The organism is Dietzia sp. KRD202 (assembly GCF_017168155.1).
Classification (GTDB): Bacteria; Actinomycetota; Actinomycetes; order Mycobacteriales; family Mycobacteriaceae; genus Dietzia; species Dietzia kunjamensis.
Map to the genome: position 1 here is coordinate 231,122 of NZ_JABFAN010000006.1, position 22,312 is coordinate 253,433.

Below are 22,312 nucleotides of genomic sequence, written 5' to 3' on the forward strand. Positions count from 1 at the left end.
GACCGGTACCGCTGCCCACGTGTGGCCCATAACCTGTGGCTCGCATCACTTCTCACCCCACAGCAGGGAGTTCTCCGTGCTCGTCCGCCCCATGTCCCGTCCGTCCCGCACCCGCACCCGTACCCGCACTCTCGCAGGGGCCGCCGCCGCTGCCGCCGTCGTCGTCGTCATGCCCGCCGTGGCGTTCGCTCAGAGCAGCCTGCCCGGTGGCTCCTCGGGGTCGCTCGACACCAGTCTGATCCCGCCGGGCGTCCTGTTCCCGCCCGAGGTGGGCAACGGTGCGGGGGACGGCGTCGAGGTGGTGGAGGGTCCGGCGGTCCGCGCCACCACCGTCATGGAGGGGCTCAACATCCCCTGGGACGTGGTCCGTACGCCGGACGGCACCCTCCTCACCGGCGAGCGCGGCGGCCGGATGGTCGTGCAGGAGCCCGGCGAGGAGCAGCGCACCGTGTCGATCGACCTGCCCGGCCTCGTCCGCCAGTCCGAGAGCGGCCTCATGGGCATGGCCGTGGATGCCGGTTTCGAGCAGAACCGCGAGATCCACGTGTGCTGGTCGCGATCGGCCGACGGTGAGCGCGACAACCGGATCACCACCTTCGAGGCCGCCGACGACTGGTCCGAGTTGACCAAGGTCCGCGACACCCTTACCGGCATCCCGCTGGGCGAGGAGGGCATCCACAGCGGGTGCCGGCTGCTCACCGCCCCGGACGGCACCCTCTACGTCGGCACCGGTGACACGTACACGGCCACGGCCCCGCAGTCGCCCGACTCGCTGGCCGGGAAGACCCTGCACATCAATCCGGACGGTTCACCCGCGTCGGGCGATTCGGTTGTCCACACGATCGGTCACCGCAATGTCCAGGGGCTGGCCATCGACCCCGACAGCGACCGTCTCTACTCCGCGGAGCACGGGCCGGACGCCCACGACGAGGTCAACCTCCTCCAGCCGGGCGCGAACTACGGCTGGAACCCGAACGTCGACGGACGCTACAACCAGAACGTCCCCATGACCGACACCGAGGAGTTCCCGGACGCGGTCGAGGCCGTCTGGTCTTCCGGGGAGCAGACCCTGGCCCCGTCGGACATCGAGTTCCTGCGGGGATCCGAGTGGGGCGAGTGGGAGGGGGCGCTCGCGATGGCCAACCTCAGAAGCCAGAAGCTCGTCCTCCTCCGACTCAGCGAGGACGGGCGGTCCGTCGTCGACTCCGCCGTGCTCCTCGAGGGCGAGTTCGGTCGCCTGCGGTCCCTGGCGCCCGAGCCCGACGGTTCGCTGCTGGTGACGACCTCCGACGCCGACAATCGCGACTCCGTGTTCCGCATCAGCCCGGCGGCGGGCTGACCGGCCTAGAGCCGCAGGACCTGCCGGGCGGCGTCGGCCAGTGCGATCGCGTAGCCGGCGCCGTGCCCGGCGGAGTGGGTGGCCAGCGGGTGCAGCTGATGCAGCGGGACCCTGTCGCGCCATCCCTCCCGAAGCGGGTGCGCCTCGTCGTACCCGCGGAGGATCTCGTCCGGGTGCGGCGAGCCGAACAGCGCGAGCATCGCGAGGTCGGTCTCGCGGTGGCCGCCGTGCGCGGCGGGGTCGATGAGCACGGCCTCGACGTCGTTCTCTCCGCCGCCCTCCCCGTCGGCCCGCGCCGGGGTCCACAGCACGTTGCCGGTCCACAGGTCGCCGTGGATGCGGGCGGGGACGTCGTCGGGGTCGTCGAGCTCGCCGGACGCGACGCGGTCGCAGGCCCGCTCGACCACGGCGAGGTCGGCGCCGCCGAGGACTCCGAGGTCCACCGCGATCCGGACGAACGGTCGGACCCGCTGCTCGGCGTAGAACTCGCCCCACGACGCGGTGGGCGCACACTCCTGGGGCCGGTTGCCGATGAAGCACCGGCCCGCCCAGCCGTCCGCGGGTGCGCCCCAGGCGGCCGCGCCCGCGTCGTGCATCGCCGCCAGCGACCGACCGAACCGCAGAGCCGCCCGCGTCGTCGCGCGACCCGCGGGAATCCTCTCGAGCGTGATCTCGTCGTCGTCGACCCCTCTTACCCGGACCACCCTCGGCCCGCCGGGGGCCGCGGCGAGCCAGGCCAGACCCGCGGCCTCGTGGCGGAAGAAGTCGGGGCCGTGGCGGGAGCCCCTCTTGACGAACACCCGGTCATCCACGTCGATCTCCCCTCGTGTCGCGGCCGAGCAGCGGCCCGGCGAGCGCGGCGATGAGCACGCCGCCCACCAGCATCGGTACGACCGTCCAGCGCATCCCGACATGCTCCGCGATGAGACCGACGAGCGGCGGGGAGGCCAGGAAGCCCAGTCGCAGGACCCAGTTGAGCACCGCCAGGCCCGCGCCGGGAGCCAGGCCGGGCACGGAGTCGGCGGCGACCATCGCACCCGGGATGACGGTGGCGATGCCCCACCCGGCCAGCGCGAATCCCGCGAGCAGGACCATCAGCAGGGCGGGGCCGTCGAGCAGCGACGACGCGACCAGCGCAGCACCCGAGCCCAGCACCACGCACGCCCCGCCCATCCGGCCGACGTGCGCCGCGCCGAACCCCTCGACCAGGCGGTCACCGGTGACGCGTCCGACGAGCTGCGTGCCCTGCACCGCGACGAACCCGAGACCCGCCAGGCCGGCGCCCGCTGCCGCGACCTCGCGCAGGTAGAGCGCGGACCACGTCTGGGCGAAGTCCTCGACGAGGGTGGCGCACCCGGCGAGCACCCCCAGCGCGAGCAGGAGCAGCAGCGCGCGACCGACCGGTACGCGGCGGGAGACGTCCCGCTCGGCGGGAGACGACGCGGCGGACGGGGGCGTGGTGTCGAGGTCGCGCCCGGAGTCGTCCTCGGCGACCGGCGGACCCAGCCGGAGGGGAAGTGCGGCCAGCGCGGCGAGCGCACAGACGACTCCCGCCCCGATCATCTGCCCCACCACCGGCGTGCCGACGCCCGCGGCCACCGATCCCCCGACCGCGCCGAGCGCCGCACCGAGCGACCACACCGCGTGGAACCGGTTGATCAGCGACCTGCCGTGACGCGACTGCACGCGGATCCCGTGGGCGTTCATCGCCACGTCGGTGATCGCGTCGGTCAGCCCGAACAGCAGCAGCAATCCCGCGAACACGGCCACGACGGGCGAGAAGCCGACGAGTGCCGCGATACCCGACGCCACGACCATCGCCGCGACCGCGACCGCCCCGTCCGAACGCCGCCGCATCAACGCGGGGGTGAGCAGGCCACCGACGAGCGCGCCGGCCGGATAGCAGGCCATGGCCAGGCCGAATCCGGCCGGGCCCAGGTCGAGCGCGTTCTTCAGGTCGGGCAGGCGGGGCACGATGGCGCCGAAGATCGCACCGTTGGCGGCGAAGAGCAGGGCGGTCGCGGCGATCGGTCCGCGGGTGGTACCGGTCCGGGTCGTCGCACTCACGACCGCCACACTACGTCCGGCCGGCGCGCCGGTAGCGTTACGCGGCAAGAGCAGCGGACCGGTGAGGGGAGTACGCCCGTGTACGACGTGACGGCGGGGATCGAGACCGAGGACGGCGGTCGGCGCGTGGCGTGCCGGGTGCCGCTGCCCGTGGCGCCCGCGGTGGTGTGGGACGCGGTCGCCACCGGCGAGGGGATCTCCTCCTGGTTCGTGCCGTGCGCGATGGAACCGCAGGTCGGGGGCCGGATCGTGCAGTTCGCCGACCCCGGCGCCCCCGATCCCACGACCGGCCCGGAGGCCGCGGCCGAGGCGATGCTCACCGCGACGGTCGGCGAGATCACCGTCTACACGCCGCCCGCCGGGAGTGTGCCCGGACTGTTCTCCTACGCCGAGCGGGACTGGATGGGCGAGGGCGTCCCGGTTCCGCCGTGGGAGACGTCGTGTGAGGTGGTCGACGACGGCGAGGGCGGCAGCGTGCTCACCCTGCGGTCGGGGTTCGGCTCCGGCGGGCAACTGGCGGAGGAGTCTGTGGATGGCAGTCTCGACGGGTGGGTGCAGGCGCTGACGGTGCTGGCCCACCGGCTGACCCATCGCCCGGCCGACGGGGTGGTGACCGTGGACGCGGCCACCGATCCGGTCGAGGCCACGGTGCCGGAGCTGTGGGCCCGGGTCACGGCGGCGCTCATCGCCCCGGCGTCCGGTGTGGGCGGGAACCCGGGTGACGGCGGCGTGGTCGCCAGGTCCGGTGAGGTGGGCGGCATCGTGGCGACCGGGTCCGAGGCCTCGCGGACGCTCATCCTCTCGGCGCCGGCTGACGGCATGCTCGAGCTGTTCGCCTTCCCCGCCGGCGAGACCCACGAGGACGCCGTCGGCCGGGCCGCGCTGGCGGTGCGGGTGTTCGAGTACGTCGACGCCCCCGGTGGCGACGGCCGACCGCTCGGGGCCGCCGCGGTGGACGTCCCGCCTACCTGGGACGCGCCGCGCTGGCGGGAGTGGCTCGAGGGGCTCGCCCGCGGGTGAGCCGGGTGCCCACGCGCCTGGACGCTGTCGGCGGTGGGCATCGTCGGGGGTGATCGCTGTCGGGGGCGAAACGTCGCGGTCGGATGCGCCGATGTTCTCACCGACCGCAGTACTGTTGCGGGGACGTATCGTGACGGTCCGCGCCAGCGTGACCCGATCGCGAACCGCACACCGACGAGGAGCTACATCCGTATGGCGGATTCCAACGAGACCGTGACCATCGCGACCGGCGAGGGCGCGCCCGGCTCCACCCTGCTGGGTATCGGCGCGTACCGCCCGGAGCGCGTCGTCAGCAACGAGGAGATCTGCGAGACGATCGACTCGACCAGCGAGTGGATCTACGAGCGGTCCGGGATTCTCAACCGTCGTTTCGCGAGCCCCGACGAGTCGGTTGTCATGATGTCGACCGAGGCGGCCAGGAAGGCCGTGGCCTCGGCGGGGATCGACCCCGAGCTCGTCGACGCGGTCATCCTGTGCACGTCGACCAACTGGACGCAGGTGCCCCACGCCGCGCCCCAGGTCGCCACGAACCTCGGCCGCAACGGCATCGCCGCGTTCGACCTCACCGCCGGCTGCGCCGGGTTCGGCTACGGCCTGGCGGTCGCGACGAACATGATCCGCGGCGGTGCCTCCCGGTACGTCGTGGTGATCGGTGTGGAGAAGATGAGCGACGGCATCGACTTCACCGACCGCAACACCTCGTTCATCTTCGGCGACGGCGCCGGCGCGGTCGTGGTGGGCCCGGCCGAGACCAACGACATCAGCCCGGTGGTCTGGGGCTCCGACGGCGAGCAGGGCAGCGCCATCAGCCAGACCAAGGACTTCAAGGCGTACGTCGACGAGGTCGACTCCGGCGCCGAGGACGTCCGTCAGCCCTTCCTCACCATGAACGGGTCCAAGGTGTTCCGCTGGGCCGCCGTGCAGGTGTCGAAGGTGTGCGCCGAGACGCTGGAGACGGCCGGGGTGACCGCGGAGCAGATCCAGGCATTCGTCCCGCACCAGGCCAACGGCCGTATCAACTCGGCGATGGCCAAGCACCTCGGCCTGCCCGACACCGTGGCGATCGCGAACGACATCGAGCAGACCGGCAACACCTCGGCCGCCTCGATCCCGCTGGCCATGGAGACCATGCTGCGCGAGGGCCAGTCCAAGCAGGGCGACGTCGCACTGTGCATCGGGTTCGGCGCGGGCCTCTCCTACGCCGGCCAGGTCGTCCGACTCCCCGCGGCCCCGCCCGTCGACTGACGGTCCCGGCGTCCCTCCCGGCGTGCCCCGGCGTGCCCCAAAAGGCCTCGGGAGGCCTCGGGAGGCCTCGGGAGGGACGCCAACTAGACATGTGTTCATGAGACAGTGATCCCATGCACACGTCTCCTTCCCGCCGCGCCGCGAGCCGCCTGGTCGCCGGTGCCGGCGCTGCCGCCGTCGTCCTGCTGTCCCCGCTGCTGGCCGCGACGAGCACGGCCGCGACGGCGGGGGCCGCGCCCGCCATCCCCGGGCCCGTCGCGCCTCAGGCCTCCCCGGTCGAGCTCGCCGCCGGGTCGGCGCAGACGCTGGGCGGCACCATCGCCGGACAGGTCACCGGCACCGGGATGGGCCCGACCGTCCTGTCGGGGGCGGGCACCGGCCCGTCCAAGTACGTGGCGCTGGGCGACTCCTACGCCGCCGTCGGCAGGATCGCGCCCGGCGCGTGGGGGGCCGGTCCCGTCGCGTGCGTGCGCACCGACGACGCCTACCCCACCGTGGTGGCCCGCGAGCTGGGGGTGGGCACGTTCGTCAACGCCAGCTGCGGTGGCGCGGTGGCCGACGACTTCCTCGCGGTCGGCCGGACCGGGGCTCCTCCCCAGTTCGATGCCCTCGACGCCGATACCGACCTGGTGACCATGACGATCGGCGGTAATGACGTGGGCTTCGCCGCCGTGATCGTGGCGTGCGCCCTGCGGCCCAACACCGCACCCGAGCTGTTGCCGCTCGTCGACGGCGCGACGGCGAGCCTGTCGAAGGGCTTCGATCCCACCGCCGGGTGCTCGGACGTCATCGACAGGCAGGCCGCCCGCGCGCTCGAGACGCTCGACCAGCGCATGGACGCGGTGTACGCCGGGATCGCCGAGCGCGCACCGCAGGCCCGCGTGGTGACGGTCGGGTACCTGGCCGCGGTGCCCGCGGACGACCGGATCATCGAGCAATCCCCGGCCTGCGCTCCGTTCATGGCGATCAGCCGGGAGGAGCGGGCCAAGGTCCGCGGCTTCCAGGACAGCATCAACCGCGTCGTCCGCGACGCCGCCGAGCGCAACGGCGCCACCGTCGTGATCCCCGATGAACCGGGCCACTCGATGTGCACCCCGCCCGAGAACCGCTGGGTGGACTTCACCGGGCTGGACACGGGCGCGGTGCCGGTCCATCCGACCACCGCCGGCCATGCGCACGTCGCGGATCGGGTGCTCGCCGCGCTGGGCGATGCCTGAGTCCGGTCACGTCACCTGACGACTGTCCAGTTGGGCCCAATTCGGTAACGAAGCGGCGTCGATGAGAGAACATAGAGCTCATGCTCACCACTCCTCGGCGCCGCTTCGCCGGTTCCCGCACCCTCACCACCTCCCTCGCCCTGGCCGCGTCCGTCGTCCTCACGGCCGCACCCGTCGCTGGTGCCCAGTCCACCACCCAGGCGGACGGCACGATCGCCCTCGGCTCCCTGGGGTCGAGCGTCGGCACCCCTGTCAGTGCGTCGGGTTCGCTCGGCTCGCTCTCGACTCCGGCCTACGCCGACTACGTGGCGCTCGGCGACTCCTATGCCGCGTTCGGGGACCAGACGGAGCCCGTGGTCACGGATGGCCCCGCCGCCCGGTGCGGCCGCAGTCTGACCAACTATCCGAATGTGCTCGACGTGAACTCGGCGGTTGGTGAGCTGGTTGACGTCACCTGCGGCGGGGCGATCATCCCCAGCCTCACGGGGTTCCAGTACGACGGGGTCCCCGCCCAGCTCGACGCCCTCGACGCCGACACCGATCTGGTGACCCTGTCGATCGGCGGCAACGACGTCGGCTTCGGCACAATCGTCGACTGCATCACCAAGCGGAACGACTACGCCACCACTCCCAACTGTCGTGCTGAGCTCGACGACGACATCACCGCTGCCATCGACTCCGTCTTCGGCGCGGGTACCGAGGGGGACGTGCCGGTCGCGACGAAGGTCGACACGATCTACGCGCTGATCGAGGAGAAGGCGCCGGACGCGACGGTCGTCGCGACCCAGTACCTGCCGCTCATGCCGGCCGAGGGTGAGAGCTGCGCGTTCACCGAGCAGCTCGTCCCGGACGATGTGACGTGGGCCCGCGAGGTGACCGCGAGGATCAACGCCGCCGTCGACGCCGCCGCTGTCCGCAACGGTCACGTCTCGGTCCTGCCCGTCGACCCCACCGTGGACCGCAGTGCGTGTGGCAACGACGATGAGCGCTGGACCGACTTCACCGGCGGGGCCCCGACCGGCGCCTACCCGATGCACCCCACTGCACTCGGCCAAGAGGCCATGGCCGACGCGGTCGCTGCCGCCATCTGACCGCCGCCATCCCGGTACGACCACAGCCGCCCGCCCCGGCATGGCGTCTCGCGCGCACCGAAGCGCGCGCCGGACGCCACGCCCGGGGGCGGCTGCGTCGTGAGGCGGGCGGATTCCTCGTGAGGCGGGCGCCCGTCAGCCCTCGAACAACCCCTGCCCCACGTACCCGCCCTCGGGAGCGCCGGGCGGCAGCGCGAACACCGCCGACCCGATGGGGATGGTCCACGTGTTGAGCGCGTCCTGCTCGGCGAGCCGCCGCTGGACGGGGATGTATGTCCGCACGGGGTCGGCCTGGTAGGCGGTGAACAGCAGACCAGAGTTGCTGATCTCGCCGCCTTCCGGCGGATCGTCGTAGTTGTACGGCCGCCGCAGCATGGCCTCGCTCCGCTCAAGCTGCCTCGCCCGCGCGATGTGGGACTCCGCCGGGATCACCGGAAGGCCCACCTCGTCGATCGCGTCGAAGTCGGCCGGGTCGTGCTCGTGCACCCCGGTCAGCGGCGCACCGGTGTCGAGCCGCCGGCCGACGCTCAGCTCGCGTGAGGTGCGGTCGATCTCCTCCCACGTGTCCATCGTCATGCGGATCCGCCGCAACACGAGCGAGGACCCACCCCGCATCCACCGCTGGACCTGCCCGTCCGCGGAGGTGCCGTCGGAGAACAGGATCTGATCGAAGTCCACGTCCTGCTCGGTGGGGTTGACGGTGCCGTCGATCTGCCCGAACAGATTGCGCTGGGTCCGCCCGGTCGGGTCGGTGCCGACGGCCTTGCGGAAGCCCCGCTGCACCCACTTCTGCCGGGCAACCCCCCGCACGCCGGACGCCAACACCCGGGCAGCGTGGGAGACGATCACCGGGTCGTCGGCGCAGATCTGCAGCAGCAGGTCCCCGCCGGACCAGCGGTCCTCGAGTCGGTCGATCTGCGGGAACGCCGGCAACTGAGCGAGCCACGCGGGACGCTTGTCCGGCATCCCGATCGCCTCGAACAGCCCGGGCCCGAACCCGATGGTCACCGTGAGCCGCGCCGGGTCCTCGGCGAGTTCGGGTTCGAGGTCCGCGAGTCCGCCCCGCCCCCAGGTGAGCCGGGCGGCGTCCTGGGACCACGCCCGCAGGACTCCCTGGATCTCCGTGCGGGTCGCCCCCGGGACGATGTCGAACGCCACGAACGCGGCATGCGATTGCGGTCGCGTGGTGATGCCGGCCTGGTGCGGGCCGTGGAACGGTTCGGTGGCCGTCCCGACGACTCGCGAGTCGGCGACCGCCTTCCAGTCTCGGATCACCTCGTCGTCGTCGACGACACCTCGCCCCACGTACCCCGCGGCACCGCCGACGACGGTGCCACCGACGACGCCGGCACCCACCGCCGCCGCGACGCCGCCGCCGAGCACCGACCGCCGGGACAGACCGCGACGGGCCTGCTCAGCCATCGTGGCTCGTGCCCCCGCTCATCTCGCCGTGACCGCCGCCGACGTACTCCTCTTCCCCGCCCTGGAAGTCGCGGGCGGAGACGGTGACGTCCTGCTCGGCGCCGTCGAACTCGAGGGTGAGGGTGATCTGCTGGCCGGTGGTGATGGGGCGCCCCAGCTCCATGAGCATGATGTGGTTGCCGCCGGACTCCAGGACGAGCTCGCCGCCGGCGGGGATGACGAAGCCGTCCTCGCGTTCCTGCATCATCATCCCGCTTCCGCCGGGGACGGTCTCGTGCAGTTCGGCGCTGCCGCCGAGGTCGCTCTCGACACCGATCAGGTGCAGGTCGGCGTCGCCCGGGTTGGTGATGGTGCCGAAGACGCCGGTCATCTCCGTGCCGGTGGCCTTGGCCCATCCGTCGTCGAAGGTCACGGTCGTGGAGGCGCCGGAGTCGGCGGTGTGGGCGGTGTCGGCCGCGGCGGCGGGAGTGGCGGCGGTCGTGGTGTCGGTGTCGTCGGTCGCGCAGGCCGTGACGGTGAGGGCGAGCGCGAGTGCGCAGGCCGCGGCGAAGGCGGCACGGGTGTGGGTACGCATGGTGTGGGAGTCCTCGGTGTGGTGTGTGTGATCGCCCGGCAGCGCGGGGTGCGTACCGGTGCGGGTGGTGGTCACACGGCCACGGGCGGCGCGCGGGTTCCCCCGCGGGCCAGGAGGAACCGTCCGCGGGGGGTGTCGGCGTCGTAGGAGGCCAGGAGTCGGGCGACGACGACGAGGTGGGCCGTCTCCACCATGGGCGGTATCCGAGCCGCCAGCCAGGACAGGGTCCCGGAGAGGATCGCGACGAGCGCGAGCGTGACGGCGATCGCTGCCACGTGGGCGCCCAGCATTCCCGGGGTGAGTAGTGCGGCCGCGGAGGATGCGGGGGCGGGGCCGACGCCGTCCATCGCGGCCCGGAGCGCTGCCGGGTCCGTGGCGTGGTGGCCGAGCACACCGGTCGTGCCGGTGGCGCCGTGGGTGTGGCCGGAGGCCAGTACGAGGTGGACGAGTCCCTGTCCCGCGATCAGGCCAGCCGCAGCGGTGAGGACGGGGGCGCGGCGGCGGGCGACGGCGGCGGTCACCACGCCGACCCCGGCGCTCGCGGCCGCGACGGAGAGGATCTGGCCAACCGTGGGCGGGCCCGCGAGCGCGCCGGCGGCCAGTCCGTGGGCGCTGATGCCGAACACGCCGCTGACCAGCGCCACAACGATGCCCACGACCGCGGTCACCGCGGGCGGGACCTCGGCGCGGAGGCGGTCGGCGGACATGGCTCGATTCTATGCCCCGGGGGGTGTAGCAGGCTATCCGGTGTCACCCTCGGTGGTGGTGACGATGCGGGCGCGCTCCTCCTCGGCGAGCCCGGCGTCGATCCGGGCGAGCATGTGGGGTCGCATCTCGGGCAGGTCGTCGACGTCGAACCAGCGGACGTCGGTGTTCTCCCCGTCGGCCGGGTGTGGGTCGCCGTCCAGGTAGGTGCAGGCGAAGGTGTGGTCGATGTACTGGGCTTGGTCGCCGTTGTCGTAGGTGACCATGCGGGAGACGCCGATGGAGGCGACGCGGTCGACGCGGATGGTCACGGCGGCTTCTTCGTGGGCCTCGCGGACGGCGGCGTCGGCGGGGTGTTCGCCGGGGTCGACGATGCCGGTGACGGGCGTCCACCAGCCGTTGTCGCTGCGCCGCACCAGGAGCACGCGGGCTGCGTCGGGGTCCCGGATGACCGCGGTCGCTCCGGCCAGCCACAGCGGGGCGGAGCCCACGTGCTTGCGGAGTTCGAGGACGAAGTCGGGGGTGCCCATGTCCGAGAGCGTATCCGGGGGGCGAAATGGCGGATCCCCCGCCGACTGTGTGGTCGACGGGGGATCGCCGGGGAGCTATGCGGTCGCTGACTCAGTCAGCGTGGGTGGGCAGAACCTCAGTTCTGCTCCTCCTCGGGCTCGCACTCATCCTGCTCCATGGAGCCGTTGTCCTTGAGGAAGTCGATGGCCTCCGGCGGGAGGTTGCAGACGATGCCCAGGTTGATCTCGGGAAGCGGCGGGAGGGTGCTGCCCGGGAGGTTCACGCCACCGGAGACGATGAGTCCGATGCCGATACCGGCGCCGGCCAGCGAACCGAGAGCCAGGATGGTGCCGGCGTCAGAGCCGGTGCCCGAACCGGGAACGTTGATGTCACCCGAACCGAAGTCGGAACCGGTGCCCCCCGTCAGCGAACCAAGGTCCAGGTTGCCGTCAGCATCCGTCGAACCCGCACTCAGCGAATCAAAGGGGTCGGTGATGCTCCCGAGCGAGCCCAGGTCCAGATTGCCGTCAGCATCGGTCGAACCCTCGGTGATCGAACCGAAGTCAGGAGCGTTGTCACCCGTCGAACCCTCGGTCAGCGAACCCAGGTCCAGATTGCCGTCAGCATCCGTCGAACCCTCGGTGATCGAACCGAAGTCAGGAGCGTTGTCACCCGTCGAACCCTCGGTCAGCGAACCCAGGTCCAGATTGCCGTCAGCATCCGTCGAACCCGATGACAGCCCGTCCGAACCGGTGGGCAAGTCCCCCGGGATGGTCGGCAGATCGCCCGGGGCGGTGGAACCGAGCGCCGCACCGAGTTCCAGGCCAAGCTCGGCCGAGCCGAGCGCCGCGCCGAGGTTAAGCCCGAGCTCGGCGCTACCGGCGCCCTGCGCGTTGGCCACACCCGGCATGGAGCCGAGCGCGAGTCCGGAGGCCGCGATGACGGCGAGCATCCGCTTGGAGTTCTTCATAGGAATTGCCTTCCTGTTGTCGTTGACGACGCGGCGACTCGGAATCTCCCCCTGCTCGCCGGCCCGGCATGTGGCCTTGACCACCCGCCGTTCGATCGTGTCATCACCATATCGAGGTGATACTCAGGGCTGTTACACCACGCTCGTATATGACACAGCAACACGCCGACGATGGGCGGTCGGTCAATCCTGCAGCTAGAGGCGATAACGCGCGCCTCGCAGTCGATCTCGCCCCACGACCTCGGCATATGTAAATATTAAGAAATAAACGCGCACTAGTTTAACGGTAGCGAATAGGCCCTGGGTGAGTTTAATCACATGTTCGGGTATGCCGTTGCAGAGTCGGGCGGGAGTGGGCGAACCGAACACAATCCGGTCGAAGATGAGGTTAACCTCGAATTATTCCCGATCATCAGGAGCGTCATGGCATCGAGCACCACCGGAGTCCTCTTCCCCACCGATTCCTCCGGGAACCGCTCGACCGGACGGCTGGCTAAGGACGTCGTCGCCGACGCACTCGCCACCGTGGACCCGGCCGCCTCCGAGCGTGTCCACCGGATCAAGGACTGGCGTAAGGGCTACATCGAGCCCTTCACCGAACTCGTCAGCGCCGGGGTGTCCGACCCGGCGGCCTGGGACGGTGTCGCGCGGGCCGCGCTCGAGTCGCTGCAGTCCCGCATGGTCGGGGTACACGACGCGAACGGGGAGACCGTGGAGACCCCGATGTCGGACTACCTCGCCGTCGTCGCTCCCACCAACACCCCGACGACCGACACGATCCAGGGCACGGCGACCCCGGTCCGCGAGCTGTCCATCCCCTTCCGCGGCGAGGAACTGACCGGCGACCTCCTGCGCGCCCGGCTGGACAAGTGGGTGGCGGCCGGTGTGATCGAACCCAGCTGCGCCGACGCCCTGAAGCTCGTCCAGGACAATCCACAGTGGCTCTCCCTGCCCGGCCGCGCCATGCTCGTCCTGGGCCTCGGCTCGGAGATGGGACCTGCTCGCCGCCTCCTGCAGTGGGGCGCCGACGTGATGGGCGTCGACCTGCCGTCGAGTCCGGCGTGGGAGCGCTTCCGCGAACAGGCATCGACATTCGCCGGGCGCCTGCACGTCCCCACCGGACCGGACGGCCGCCCCGGCATCGACCTGCTCACCCAGCTCCCCGAACTCGCGGCATGGGCCAGGGCCGCAGCCCCCGCACCGCTCACCGTGGGCAGCTACTTCTACGCGGACGGCGGAACCCATGTCCAGCTCTCCTCCGCGGCGGACGCCCTCGTCGTCGACCTCCTCCGCGACAACACCGCCGACGCGCTCGCCTACCTCGCCACCCCGATGGACACCTTCGTCGTCCCCGCGGACGTGCGGGAGGCCGCCAACGCGGCACTCGCGTCGCGCAAGATCACCGACGTCAAGCGACTCGTCGGTTCCGTCGCCCGCGGCAAGGTCTTCGCCCGCAATTACCCCGCCGGCCACGGCCCGGCGGTGCACGACGCCCTCGTACCCCAGCAGGGCCCCAACTACACCCTGGCCAAGCGGGTGCAGCGCTGGCGCGCCACCACCGCGTTCGCCGACGGCCACACCGTCTCGGTCAACGTCGCCCCCGCCACCGACACCCACTCGGTGACCAAGAACAAGATCCTCGCCGCCACCTACAAGGGCGCCTACGCCTTCGGCATCGAGATCTTCGCGCCCGACACCTCCGCCGCCCTGCTCGCCGCGCTGATGGTCCACGACCTCAACGTGGGCCGGCCGCAGGTGGACGTGCAATGGCAGCACGAGTCGTCGGGAGCGGCATCCGGCGGACTGTGGCGTCAGCCGTACCTGCCACGGACCGCCCTGCCGGTGGCCGCGCTGATCGGTACCGTCAAGAGGTAGGAGCACGCACCGAACCGCCGTCGGGACACCTGACACCGACCCCTGACACCGAGACATCTAAGGACGCCGCCATGCCGAACCCCTTCGCCAAGGGCTGGAACTACCTCAAGGCCTCGCTGGACAAGTCGGTCGACGACAACGCGGACCCCAAGATCCTCGTGCGCCAGGCGATGAACCACGCGCGCGACCAGCACAAGTCGGTGTCCGACCAGGCGGCCGCGGTGATCGGCAACGCCAAGCAGCTCGAGATCGCCATGGGCACCAAGACGCGGCAGCTCGACGAGGTGCAGGGTCAGATCCGACAGACCCTGCAGGTGGCCGAGCAGGCGCGCGCGGAGGGCGACACCTCCCGCGCCCAGCAGTTCGACACCCAGGCCGAGCAGCTCGCCGGACGGCTGGTGGCACTGGAACAGGACCTCGACCACACCAAGCAGCTGCACGGCCAGGCCGTGCAGGCCGCCGAGCAGGCCAAGCAGGCGGTGAAGGAGTCCGAGCACCGGCTGCGCGAGACCCTGGCGCAGGAGGATCAGCTGCTCCTGCAGGCCACCCAGGCCGAGATGCAGCACCGGACCACCGAGTCCATGAGCTCCCTGCAGGGCGCCGGCGGCGGCACCTCCCCGACCTTCGACGAGATCCGCGCCAAGATAGAGGGCCGCTACACCACCGCACTGGGCAAGCAGGAGCTCGCCGAGGCGACCGGCGCAACATCGACCGCACAGCTCGACGCCGCCGCGTTCACGCGCGAATCCGAGGGCAAGAGCAAGCTCGAGCAGATCCGCGCCTCGATGGGGCTCGACTCGGGCTCCGACTCCGGTGCCGACCGCCAGCTCACCGGAGGCGAGGGGCAGTCCGGGTCGTCGGCGGGGTCGCCGGCCGCGTCGTCCACCGGCCAGGCCGGGGCGCCCGGCCAGGCGGACCCGGAGGCCCCGAGGGATCCCGACGAGGCGACCGACCAGCCGAGCCCCGAGGACCTCTCCGGGCCCACGCTCCCCCGGGACACCAGGGAGTAGATTCCTGCTCGCAACGCGGGCGACATATCGTGTCACGGTGACCATTCACCGCACGCCCCGTGTCCTGCCGCTGCTCGCTTCCGCGTTGGCCGCGGCGCTGGTCGGCGGGACGGCGGCCCCGGCCCTCGCGCAGTCCCTGCCCGGCAGTTCCTCGCCGGGTATCGGATCACTGACGGCGGCCGGAGGGAGCGTCGACCCCTCGAGCGCGGCCGCGGGCGCGGCGACGATCGGTTCCACCGGATCCACCGGTACGGACTCGCTGACCGGCTCGGGCACCCTCCCGCCACTGGGCACCGGCTCGCAGAACACCGCCGCCACCCCGCCGATCGGCATGGAGTCCGAGCCCGTCGCCGTCAGCGAAGTGCGGCGCGTGGAGATCGGCGACCCCCTGGTGGCCGGCGGCGATCCCCGCTTCGAACGCTGGTGGGTGGCGTCGAAGTCGATGAACCGCGTCCTGCCGGTGGAGATCTGGCGCCCGGCCACCGACGCCCCGGCACCGATGCTGTACCTCCTCGACGGCGTGGACTCCCCCTCGCCGAGCGGGTGGCTCCTGCCCGGCGGGGTCGAGCGCACCTTCGCCGGTGAGCACGTCACGCTCGTCATGCCCGCCCGCGCGGACGGTTCCCTGCACGCCGACTGGCAGCGCGATGACCCGGTCCTGAGCCGCAACAAGTGGCAGACCTTCCTCACCGACGAGCTCCGACCGCTGCTCGAGGCCGGCGACATCCCCTTCAACGGCAAGCGCGGTATGGCGGGCCTGTCGATGGGCGCGGCGAGCGCCGTCACCATCGCCGAGCTGCGCCCCGACCTGTACGACGCAGTGGGCGCGATCGCCGGGTGCTACACGGCGCGCGACGATCTCGGGTTCATCCTCGCCAAGATCGTCACCGAGACCCGCGGCGGTGACATCGCCAACATGTGGGGCCCGCGCACCGACCCCGCCTACCGGGACAACGACGGGCTCCTCCACGCCGAGAAGCTCAGGGGCAAGGCCCTCTACTTCGCCACCGCCACCGGCCGACCCGATGCCGGCGAATGGGACCGCAATGGCCGCGACCTGCTGCGGTTCACCCAGGGTGCGGGGCTCGAGGTCGCCACACACGCCTGCACCGTGGAGATGGACCGGCGGCTCGATGAACTGGGCATCGACGCCCGGGTCGACTACCTCCCCACCGGCCTGCACAACTGGGATAATTTCGGGCGTTTCGTCGCCCCGATGCGCGATACGCTGATGCCAGCGCTGCGCTGACCACCGCGGCGTCCCTCACGTGAGGAGTCGCCATGGCCACCACACCCCGGGCCTCCGGATATCTCGCCCCCTCGGGTGCCGTTGTCTTCCCCCGCCGACTGCCACTGTCCCGGGATGAGGCGTGGGCGGCCGTCACCGATCCGGCCCGCACCGCGCGCTGGATCGGGTCGTGGTCGGGCGACCCGGCGTCGGGCACCGTCGAGATGACGATGTCCGCCGAGGAGGGCTCGCCCGCCGAGACCGTCGGAGTACTGCGGTGTGAGGCGCCGAACCTCGTCGTCGTCAGGATCGGTCCCGACGGCTGGGTGGTCACCGTGCGCATCGAGGGTGACGACGACGAGGTCACCATCTCCCTGGAACAGGACATCGCGGACGCCGAGTCCGCGTCCGACATCGGTCCCGGGTGGGACTTTTATCTGGACCGGTTGGTCGAGGCCGAGGCGGGCCGCGATCCGGAGGCCCTGCGCTTCTCCCCCGACTACCACCCCGCGCTGGCCGACCACTACCGGGCGTTGCTGGGCGGCTGAGGCGGTTGGCTGCCGCTGCGGTCGTCGACTGCGCGCCCTCCACCTGTTTTCGCAGGTGAGAGACTCATGTCGGACCCCCTTGCTAGTGTTTCTCCAATCGAACACATAGGCGAAGCAGGGTCGTGGCGGGCAACCGCCGGCAAGGGGGTGCACATGCGGGAGGCGACTACCGGGGATGATGCCGGAGCGGTGGCCGGCAGTCCCGCCGTCACCGCCGCCAGCTCCGCAGCCCTGGCCGCGTTGCACGCCGAGAACCGCGCGGCCGCCGCCCGACTGCGCGCCTGCCACGACCTGTGGGCCACCTGCCGCGAGGAACAGGAACTGCGCGACATCGCCGCCGGCTACGGCCCCGGCCCCCACCACCAGACACCCCACACGACCACCACCACGACCCCGACCCCCCGCCCTTCTGACCGGCCGGGTGGGAAGGAGTCAGCGGTGCTTGAGCAGGACTGCTCGGATCCCCTCGTGGAAGCCGTCTCGCAGACGAACCCGCTGGGCTTCCGTCAGGGTGAACTCGTTGAGCATCTGGCAGGCGAACTGCAGCAACGGGCGGTCGATCCCCGGGGGAAGCACGCCGCCCGAGAGGAGATGCGCCTGGTCCCGCTGACTCTCCGTGGCGGCCCGCTCGTACCACCACGTTGCGTACTGCTGACCCACGTCGAAGGGGGTCTGCTCACCGGACGAGGTCCAGACCTCGTCCGGGAGCGGAACGAACTTCGACCGCAATGGCCGACGATGGGGAGCCATCATCGAGGGGTTCGGCCGGGACGACCCGTTGGAATCCGCACCGGGGTCCGAGGGCTTCTGGACCGAGCCCGCGAACTGGGGAGCGACCCGGGAGGACTGCGCCGGCGGCTGGGGGCCCGGGTGCGCCTCGGCGGCCTCGGGGGACGCCTCGGCCGGGCCGGGCCGCTCGGGCTCGCCCACCTTGTCACGCTTCTCTGCCTTCTCGGGCTTGCCGCTCTGCTTGGCCAGCTGCGCGGGCGACGGCCCCGGGCCCTGTGCACTCTCGGGCTTCGACGGCGCGCCAGGCGTGGGGACCTTACCGGCCGTCGGCGATTCGGCTGGTTTCTGCGCGGAATCCCCGGCCTCCGGCGCGGGCGGCTCGGAATCGGCTCTCGCCGCGCATTCCTGCTCGTCCGCCGCCAACTCCTCCGCATCGGCCGCACGCTCCTCCTCGGCGGCCGTCAGGCGGGTCTCGTCGGCCACCGAGGTGGCCGAGGCGCGATCCGAGCGCAGGACGACGTCGGCCATCCCCACCGACTCCTCGGTCTCGTGGCCATCCTCCCCCGGATGCACCGGAGGCGCCGTCGGGGTCCTGACCTTCGGGGGGATGGGGCCCTCGAGGACCCTGATCTGCATGGCGTCGTGAAAGTCGGTGCGGGGATCGAGCACGGTCGTGGTGTCGCAGGCGTGTCGCAGCGCCGAGGAAATCGAATCCCAGCCGAAACCCACGAGGTGCATCCGGACACCGGCGTCGACCGCCACCCGCACGCCGGGGATCATGTCGGCGTCCCCGGTGACCAGGACCATGTCCGAACACTGGCCCTTGTAGGCGGCTTGGATCATGTCGGCGACGAGGAGGGTGTCGACCGCCTTCTGGGTTCGTCTCTCACCCCACTCGATCAACTGGCCGGCGCGCAGCTGCACGCCCTCGATCACGCGAAGAGTGCGCTGATACCGGTGCGGGCCGGAGTCCGGGATGCCGTCATACCAGTTCTGGCGCTGGACCGGCTGGTCCACCAGACCGTGGGCTACGTGGTCTAAACGGTGCACGACCGTGGCCAGGGATATCTCCAGCTGGCCGCGCGCACCCTCCTCCCACGAGTTGTAAAAACTAGCCAGTAGATACGAGGTATCCACGAGGACCAGAGTCCGTTCAAGCATGATGATCACTACCTGTTCTGATTGTCTACGTTGACTTCCAGCATGCCGCAGGGCGGGCGACCCCGCAGGGTCCGCCGCCGAACCACGTCAGGAGCCCCGATGTCGCAAGCCGTCCCCACCCAGGCCGATCTGAGCGGAAGGGTCGTGCTGGTCACCGGCGCCGCACGCGGCCAGGGGCGCGCACATTGTGAGGCGTTCGCCGCCGCCGGATGTGACGTGATCGCTCTCGACCTGTGCCGGGACATCGAGACGGTCCCCTACCCGATGGCCAATCCGGAGGACCTCGAGGCCACCGCCGGGTCCGTTCGCGCGCTCGGCAGGCGCTGCATCACCGGGGAGGTCGACGTTCGGGACCTTCCCGGCATGCGTGCAGCCGTCGACGCCGCGGTGGCCGAGCTGGGCGGCCTGGACTTCGTCGTGGCCAATGCCGGGGTCTCGCCCCAGCCCGCCGCGTCCTGGGAGCGGAGCGAGGAGGAGTGGGACACGACGCTCGACATCAATCTCAAGGGCACGTGGGTGACGACGACGGTGGCGATCCCCCACATCCTGACGACCGGGCGCGGCGGCTCGGTCGTGCTGATCAGCTCGATGGTGGCCTTGCGGGGCGGCTCCTTCACCGCCAGCTACGGGACGTCCAAGTGGGCCGTGCGGGGACTCGCCAAGGCGCTCGCCGGAGAGCTCGGGTTCTCAGGCGTCCGGTGCAACTCGATCCACCCCGGCAACGTGCGCACGCCCATGATCGAGAACCCGTCGATGATCGCGATGATGTCGGGCGGGCAGGGCACCACGCTCGAGGACACCGCGGAGACCTTCAGCGGCATGAACCAGTTGCCGCAGCCGTGGGTCGAGCCGTCGGCGATCGCCTCCATGGCCGTCTACCTGTGCAGCGACGCGGGCGCGGGCATCACCGGCGCCTCCATCCCGATCGACCTGGGTGGCAGCGAGAAGTTCGGCCTCTGAGCCGGCGGCACGGCCGCTGCAAGCACCGCCACCCACCCGGCCGACCGGATGAAACGCGGCAGCCCGCCCCTCGAGCGAGGGTCGGGCTGCCGCGGAGATCACCGGGCGATGAACCCGGCGCTCGAAAGGATCAGACCGACTCGGGAGTGCCCGCGGGAGCGGTCGGACGGGGAACACTGATGGTCGAACCGGTGGCGGTCCACACCAGCGACCAGAAGATGTCGATGACCGGCTGGATGGCCTGCAGGAAGATGTCGTTGGCGTTGCTCATGATGTGTCCCCTCGTATTTACTGCTGCGTACTGAGTCGTACTGCGGTATCGGGCGTTCTGTCTGTACCCCACGTAACGCCATCTATGTCGTCACGAACCCGCTCGACGTTACACAACCGTGATGTCCGGCGTGACATCGTCGAACTCCCGCGCAGGCCACGCACGCTTCGGCGCCGGAAAAGAGTCCTCGGCCACACCACAACTGGGCGGTGATCGATCAGCTCACCGCACACCGAAATTGTGACCCACGCAACCGAACGTACCTACGCGACCGTAAGTTACGGTACCGTAGCTTCATGGCCATCACCGACATCCCGGAATTCGCGCACCTCTCCGAGTCCGACATCGAAGCCCTCGGCGCGGAGCTCGAGCAGATCCGTCAGGACATCATCGGCTCCCTCGGCGAGCGAGATGCCGCGTACATCCACAATACGATCCGTTTCCAGCGGGGACTCGAGATCGCGGCCCGTGCACTGCTCCTCGTGGGCTCGCGTAACCGCACGGCCTGGGCGATCGGCGCAGGCACCCTCGGTGTCGCCAAGATCGTCGAGAACATGGAACTCGGCCACAACATCATGCACGGGCAGTGGGACTGGATGAACGACCCCGAGATCCACTCCACCACCTGGGAGTGGGACATCGTGGGCACCGCCGAGCACTGGAAGCAGACCCACAACTACATCCACCACAAGTACACCAACATCGTCGGCCTGGACGACGACGTGGGGTACGGCGTTCTCCGGGTGACCCGCGACCAGCGTTGGCACCCCTTCTACTACGGGAACATCGCCTACAACGCGGCCCTCGCGCTGCTGTTCCAATGGGGCGTGGGGATCCAGCACCTCGAGCTGGGCAAGGTCGCCAAGGGTCGTGACGACCGTCGCGAGACCATGAGCAAGCTCTCGCTCTTCGCCAAGAAGGCCGGCCGTCAGCTCGCCAAGGACTACGTCTTCTACCCGCTGCTGTCCGGCAAGGGGTGGAAGTCCACCGCCACCGCCAACCTGGTCGCCAACGGGATCCGCAACGTCTGGACCAACGCGGTGATCTTCTGTGGCCACTTCCCCGACGGTGCCGAGAAGTTCACCAAGAAGGACGTGGAGAACGAGACGCAGGCGGAGTGGTACCTGCGGCAGATGCTCGGCTCCGCCAACATCACCGGCGGTCCGGTCGTCGACTTCATGTCCGGCAACCTGTCGTACCAGATCGAGCACCACATCTACCCGGACATGTCGTCCAACCGGCTCGCGGAGGCGTCCATCCGGGTACGTGAGGTGTGCCGCAAGTACGACCTGCCCTACGTGGCCGGTCCCCTGCCGGTGCAGTACTTCAAGACCTGGCGCACCATCGCCAAGCTGTCGCTGCCCAACCACATGCTGCGCGACACGACCGACGACGCGCCGGAGACCCACTCCGAGCGGATGTTCGCCGACCTGCCCAAGCCGCTGCCGGCCGTGGAGGGTCAGCGGGCGGGCCTGAAGACCGCGCTGCAGCACCACCGCGCCACGCGGCGGGCCCGCAAGGTCGCCGCCGTGGCCTGACCAGCGGCCGCAGGATCGACGCCAGGGACGCCCCGGCACCGGAGACCGGTGCCGGGGCGTCCGTGATTCCGACGCCCACGGCCCCGTACGGCGATAGGCTGTCGCTCGAGTCGGCGGGACCCGTCGACGTCCGGCACTACACCGGTCGAGCTGAATGTCTGTGGAACACGACGACGGGAGCCCCCATGGAGGACCGGCGCATGCTCATCGCCGATTCCGCGATCGAGGTCGTGGCGAGGGACGGGGTCCGTGCCCTCACCCATCGCGCCGTGGACTCGGAGGCGGGATTGCCCTCGGGCTCCACCTCCTACTACTGCCGCACCCGCGCGCAGCTGCTCACCCTCACCGTCGACCGGCTCACCTCGCTGCTGAGGGGGTTCGTCGAGGTCTCGGGGATCCAGGAACTGGCGTCCTCCGACGCCGACGACGTGCTGGGGATGCTCACGCGCATGGTCGACGGACTGTTGGCCGACTACCGCGGTGAGCTGGCGGCCAGGTCGGCGTTGATCGTCGAACTCGCCGGCAAGGAGGACACCACGGACCTCGTGGCCGCACTGCTCGATCCGAGCGACCTCGTGGGCGCGCTCGACGCCGCCGGGCTACGCGACCCGGCCACCGCCGCCCTGGACCTGTTGACCGTGTACGAGGGCCTGCTGTGGGAGCGCACGGTCGGCAGGCTGGCCGGCGTCGAGGTCGACCACAAGCACGACGCCGAGGTGCTGGGCGCGGTGCTCGCCCGCCACGAGCACCGCGGTCCCCGCAACCTCTTCGGCCTGCGCCGCTAGCGTGGACGTCGCCCGCGGGCGACGTCCACGGGCGACGTCCGCGGGCG

General features: G+C 71.0%; 21 protein-coding genes. 12 read left to right on the forward strand and 9 right to left on the reverse strand.

Annotation, left to right across the window (positions count from 1 at the left end):
* On the forward strand, positions 1–1,339 hold a 1,339-nt coding region (locus tag J1M64_RS04075; RefSeq protein WP_307872364.1), incomplete at its 5' end, for a PQQ-dependent sugar dehydrogenase.
* A 5-nt stretch (positions 1,340–1,344) separates the two neighbouring features.
* Here the strand turns inward: J1M64_RS04075 and J1M64_RS04080 are convergent.
* The gene (locus tag J1M64_RS04080; RefSeq protein WP_307872365.1) at positions 1,345–2,151 is read right to left on the reverse strand and encodes a fructosamine kinase family protein; all 807 of its coding nucleotides are present in this window, start codon (positions 2,149–2,151) and stop codon (positions 1,345–1,347) included.
* Positions 2,144–3,406 (reverse strand): MFS transporter, encoded by a 1,263-nt coding sequence (locus J1M64_RS04085; RefSeq protein ID WP_307872366.1) that lies wholly within the window; start codon positions 3,404–3,406, stop codon positions 2,144–2,146. Before J1M64_RS04085 ends, J1M64_RS04080 begins: the two co-directional genes overlap by 8 nt.
* Positions 3,407–3,484: 78 nt before the next feature.
* On the opposite strand from J1M64_RS04085, the gene J1M64_RS04090 reads away from it, so the two are divergent.
* From J1M64_RS04090 to J1M64_RS04105, 4 genes are all read left to right on the forward strand, one after another.
* On the forward strand, positions 3,485–4,426 hold the full coding sequence (locus J1M64_RS04090; RefSeq protein ID WP_206472993.1) for an SRPBCC domain-containing protein: 942 nt from the start codon (positions 3,485–3,487) through the stop codon (positions 4,424–4,426).
* A gap of 192 nt (positions 4,427–4,618) precedes the next feature.
* Positions 4,619–5,671 (forward strand): beta-ketoacyl-ACP synthase III, encoded by a 1,053-nt coding sequence (locus J1M64_RS04095; RefSeq protein WP_206472994.1) that lies wholly within the window; start codon positions 4,619–4,621, stop codon positions 5,669–5,671.
* Between the two features lie 113 nt (positions 5,672–5,784).
* The gene (locus J1M64_RS04100) at positions 5,785–6,888 is read left to right on the forward strand and encodes an SGNH/GDSL hydrolase family protein (RefSeq protein WP_206472996.1); all 1,104 of its coding nucleotides are present in this window, start codon (positions 5,785–5,787) and stop codon (positions 6,886–6,888) included.
* Positions 6,889–6,968: 80 nt separating this feature from the next.
* The gene (locus J1M64_RS04105) at positions 6,969–7,979 is read left to right on the forward strand and encodes an SGNH/GDSL hydrolase family protein (RefSeq protein ID WP_206472998.1); all 1,011 of its coding nucleotides are present in this window, start codon (positions 6,969–6,971) and stop codon (positions 7,977–7,979) included.
* 135 nt (positions 7,980–8,114) lie between these two features.
* Here the strand turns inward: J1M64_RS04105 and J1M64_RS04110 are convergent, their stop codons facing one another.
* The 5 genes from J1M64_RS04110 to J1M64_RS04130 all read right to left on the reverse strand — a co-directional run bounded on the left by J1M64_RS04110 (position 8,115) and on the right by J1M64_RS04130 (position 12,160).
* On the reverse strand, positions 8,115–9,401 hold the full coding sequence (locus tag J1M64_RS04110) for a Dyp-type peroxidase (protein WP_206472999.1): 1,287 nt from the start codon (positions 9,399–9,401) through the stop codon (positions 8,115–8,117).
* Positions 9,394–10,050, reverse strand: coding sequence for a copper chaperone PCu(A)C (locus J1M64_RS04115; protein ID WP_206473001.1), 657 nt, complete (start codon positions 10,048–10,050; stop codon positions 9,394–9,396). The genes J1M64_RS04110 and J1M64_RS04115 overlap by 8 nt, the downstream gene beginning before the upstream one ends.
* Complete coding sequence (locus J1M64_RS04120; protein WP_206473003.1) at positions 10,047–10,682, reverse strand: hypothetical protein; 636 nt, start codon at positions 10,680–10,682, stop codon at positions 10,047–10,049. The genes J1M64_RS04115 and J1M64_RS04120 overlap by 4 nt, the downstream gene beginning before the upstream one ends.
* Before the next feature lie 33 nt (positions 10,683–10,715).
* Positions 10,716–11,210 carry an NUDIX domain-containing protein gene (locus tag J1M64_RS04125; RefSeq protein ID WP_206473005.1) on the reverse strand — a complete coding sequence of 165 codons (495 nt, stop codon included), beginning with the start codon at positions 11,208–11,210 and terminating at the stop codon, positions 10,716–10,718.
* A gap of 116 nt (positions 11,211–11,326) precedes the next feature.
* Entirely contained in the window at positions 11,327–12,160 is an 834-nt protein-coding gene (locus tag J1M64_RS04130) for a hypothetical protein (RefSeq protein WP_206473007.1), read from the reverse strand.
* 423 nt (positions 12,161–12,583) lie between these two features.
* Between J1M64_RS04130 and J1M64_RS04135 the strand changes: the two genes are divergently transcribed.
* The 4 genes from J1M64_RS04135 to J1M64_RS04150 all read left to right on the forward strand — a co-directional run bounded on the left by J1M64_RS04135 (position 12,584) and on the right by J1M64_RS04150 (position 16,821).
* Positions 12,584–14,035 carry a hypothetical protein gene (locus J1M64_RS04135; protein WP_206473009.1) on the forward strand — a complete coding sequence of 484 codons (1,452 nt, stop codon included), beginning with the start codon at positions 12,584–12,586 and terminating at the stop codon, positions 14,033–14,035.
* Positions 14,036–14,106: 71 nt separating this feature from the next.
* Positions 14,107–15,045, forward strand: coding sequence for a PspA/IM30 family protein (locus J1M64_RS04140; protein WP_206473011.1), 939 nt, complete (start codon positions 14,107–14,109; stop codon positions 15,043–15,045).
* Between the two features lie 37 nt (positions 15,046–15,082).
* Positions 15,083–16,294: an alpha/beta hydrolase family protein gene (locus J1M64_RS04145; RefSeq protein ID WP_206473013.1), complete on the forward strand. Its 1,212-nt coding sequence runs from the start codon at positions 15,083–15,085 to the stop codon at positions 16,292–16,294.
* A 32-nt stretch (positions 16,295–16,326) separates the two neighbouring features.
* On the forward strand, positions 16,327–16,821 hold the full coding sequence (locus tag J1M64_RS04150; RefSeq protein WP_206473022.1) for an SRPBCC domain-containing protein: 495 nt from the start codon (positions 16,327–16,329) through the stop codon (positions 16,819–16,821).
* A gap of 432 nt (positions 16,822–17,253) precedes the next feature.
* Here the strand turns inward: J1M64_RS04150 and J1M64_RS04155 are convergent, their stop codons facing one another.
* Entirely contained in the window at positions 17,254–18,711 is a 1,458-nt protein-coding gene (locus tag J1M64_RS04155) for an NYN domain-containing protein (protein ID WP_206473023.1), read from the reverse strand.
* 99 nt (positions 18,712–18,810) lie between these two features.
* On the opposite strand from J1M64_RS04155, the gene J1M64_RS04160 reads away from it, so the two are divergent.
* Positions 18,811–19,671, forward strand: a complete 861-nt coding sequence (locus tag J1M64_RS04160; protein WP_206473024.1) for a mycofactocin-coupled SDR family oxidoreductase — start codon at positions 18,811–18,813, stop codon at positions 19,669–19,671.
* Positions 19,672–19,801: 130 nt separating this feature from the next.
* Here the strand turns inward: J1M64_RS04160 and J1M64_RS04165 are convergent, their stop codons facing one another.
* Positions 19,802–19,942: a hypothetical protein gene (locus J1M64_RS04165; protein WP_167492364.1), complete on the reverse strand. Its 141-nt coding sequence runs from the start codon at positions 19,940–19,942 to the stop codon at positions 19,802–19,804.
* Positions 19,943–20,238: 296 nt separating this feature from the next.
* Between J1M64_RS04165 and J1M64_RS04170 the strand changes: the two genes are divergently transcribed.
* Together J1M64_RS04170 and J1M64_RS04175 are read left to right on the forward strand one after the other, a co-directional pair.
* Positions 20,239–21,480, forward strand: a complete 1,242-nt coding sequence (locus tag J1M64_RS04170; protein WP_206473025.1) for an acyl-CoA desaturase — start codon at positions 20,239–20,241, stop codon at positions 21,478–21,480.
* Between the two features lie 185 nt (positions 21,481–21,665).
* A complete protein-coding gene (locus tag J1M64_RS04175) occupies positions 21,666–22,265 on the forward strand; it encodes a TetR/AcrR family transcriptional regulator (RefSeq protein WP_069390120.1) in 600 nt (199 codons plus the stop codon).
* Positions 22,266–22,312 lie beyond the last annotated feature (47 nt).

Bases quoted from the DNA above. Each gene is read 5' to 3' on its own strand.
- J1M64_RS04160 (WP_206473024.1), top strand. From the start codon at position 18,811: ATGTCGCAAGCCGTCCCCACCCAGGCCGATCTGAGCGGAAGGGTCGTG.
- J1M64_RS04175 (WP_069390120.1), top strand. From the start codon at position 21,666: ATGGAGGACCGGCGCATGCTCATCGCCGATTCCGCGATCGAGGTCGTG.
- J1M64_RS04100 (WP_206472996.1), top strand. From the start codon at position 5,785: ATGCACACGTCTCCTTCCCGCCGCGCCGCGAGCCGCCTGGTCGCCGGT.
- J1M64_RS04170 (WP_206473025.1), top strand. From the start codon at position 20,239: ATGGCCATCACCGACATCCCGGAATTCGCGCACCTCTCCGAGTCCGAC.
- J1M64_RS04135 (WP_206473009.1), top strand. From the start codon at position 12,584: ATGGCATCGAGCACCACCGGAGTCCTCTTCCCCACCGATTCCTCCGGG.
- J1M64_RS04140 (WP_206473011.1), top strand. From the start codon at position 14,107: ATGCCGAACCCCTTCGCCAAGGGCTGGAACTACCTCAAGGCCTCGCTG.
- J1M64_RS04155 (WP_206473023.1), bottom strand. From the start codon at position 18,711: ATGCTTGAACGGACTCTGGTCCTCGTGGATACCTCGTATCTACTGGCT.
- J1M64_RS04150 (WP_206473022.1), top strand. From the start codon at position 16,327: ATGGCCACCACACCCCGGGCCTCCGGATATCTCGCCCCCTCGGGTGCC.
- J1M64_RS04105 (WP_206472998.1), top strand. From the start codon at position 6,969: ATGCTCACCACTCCTCGGCGCCGCTTCGCCGGTTCCCGCACCCTCACC.
- J1M64_RS04120 (WP_206473003.1), bottom strand. From the start codon at position 10,682: ATGTCCGCCGACCGCCTCCGCGCCGAGGTCCCGCCCGCGGTGACCGCG.
- J1M64_RS04095 (WP_206472994.1), top strand. From the start codon at position 4,619: ATGGCGGATTCCAACGAGACCGTGACCATCGCGACCGGCGAGGGCGCG.
- J1M64_RS04165 (WP_167492364.1), bottom strand. From the start codon at position 19,942: ATGAGCAACGCCAACGACATCTTCCTGCAGGCCATCCAGCCGGTCATC.
- J1M64_RS04110 (WP_206472999.1), bottom strand. From the start codon at position 9,401: ATGGCTGAGCAGGCCCGTCGCGGTCTGTCCCGGCGGTCGGTGCTCGGC.
- J1M64_RS04130 (WP_206473007.1), bottom strand. From the start codon at position 12,160: ATGAAGAACTCCAAGCGGATGCTCGCCGTCATCGCGGCCTCCGGACTC.
- J1M64_RS04125 (WP_206473005.1), bottom strand. From the start codon at position 11,210: ATGGGCACCCCCGACTTCGTCCTCGAACTCCGCAAGCACGTGGGCTCC.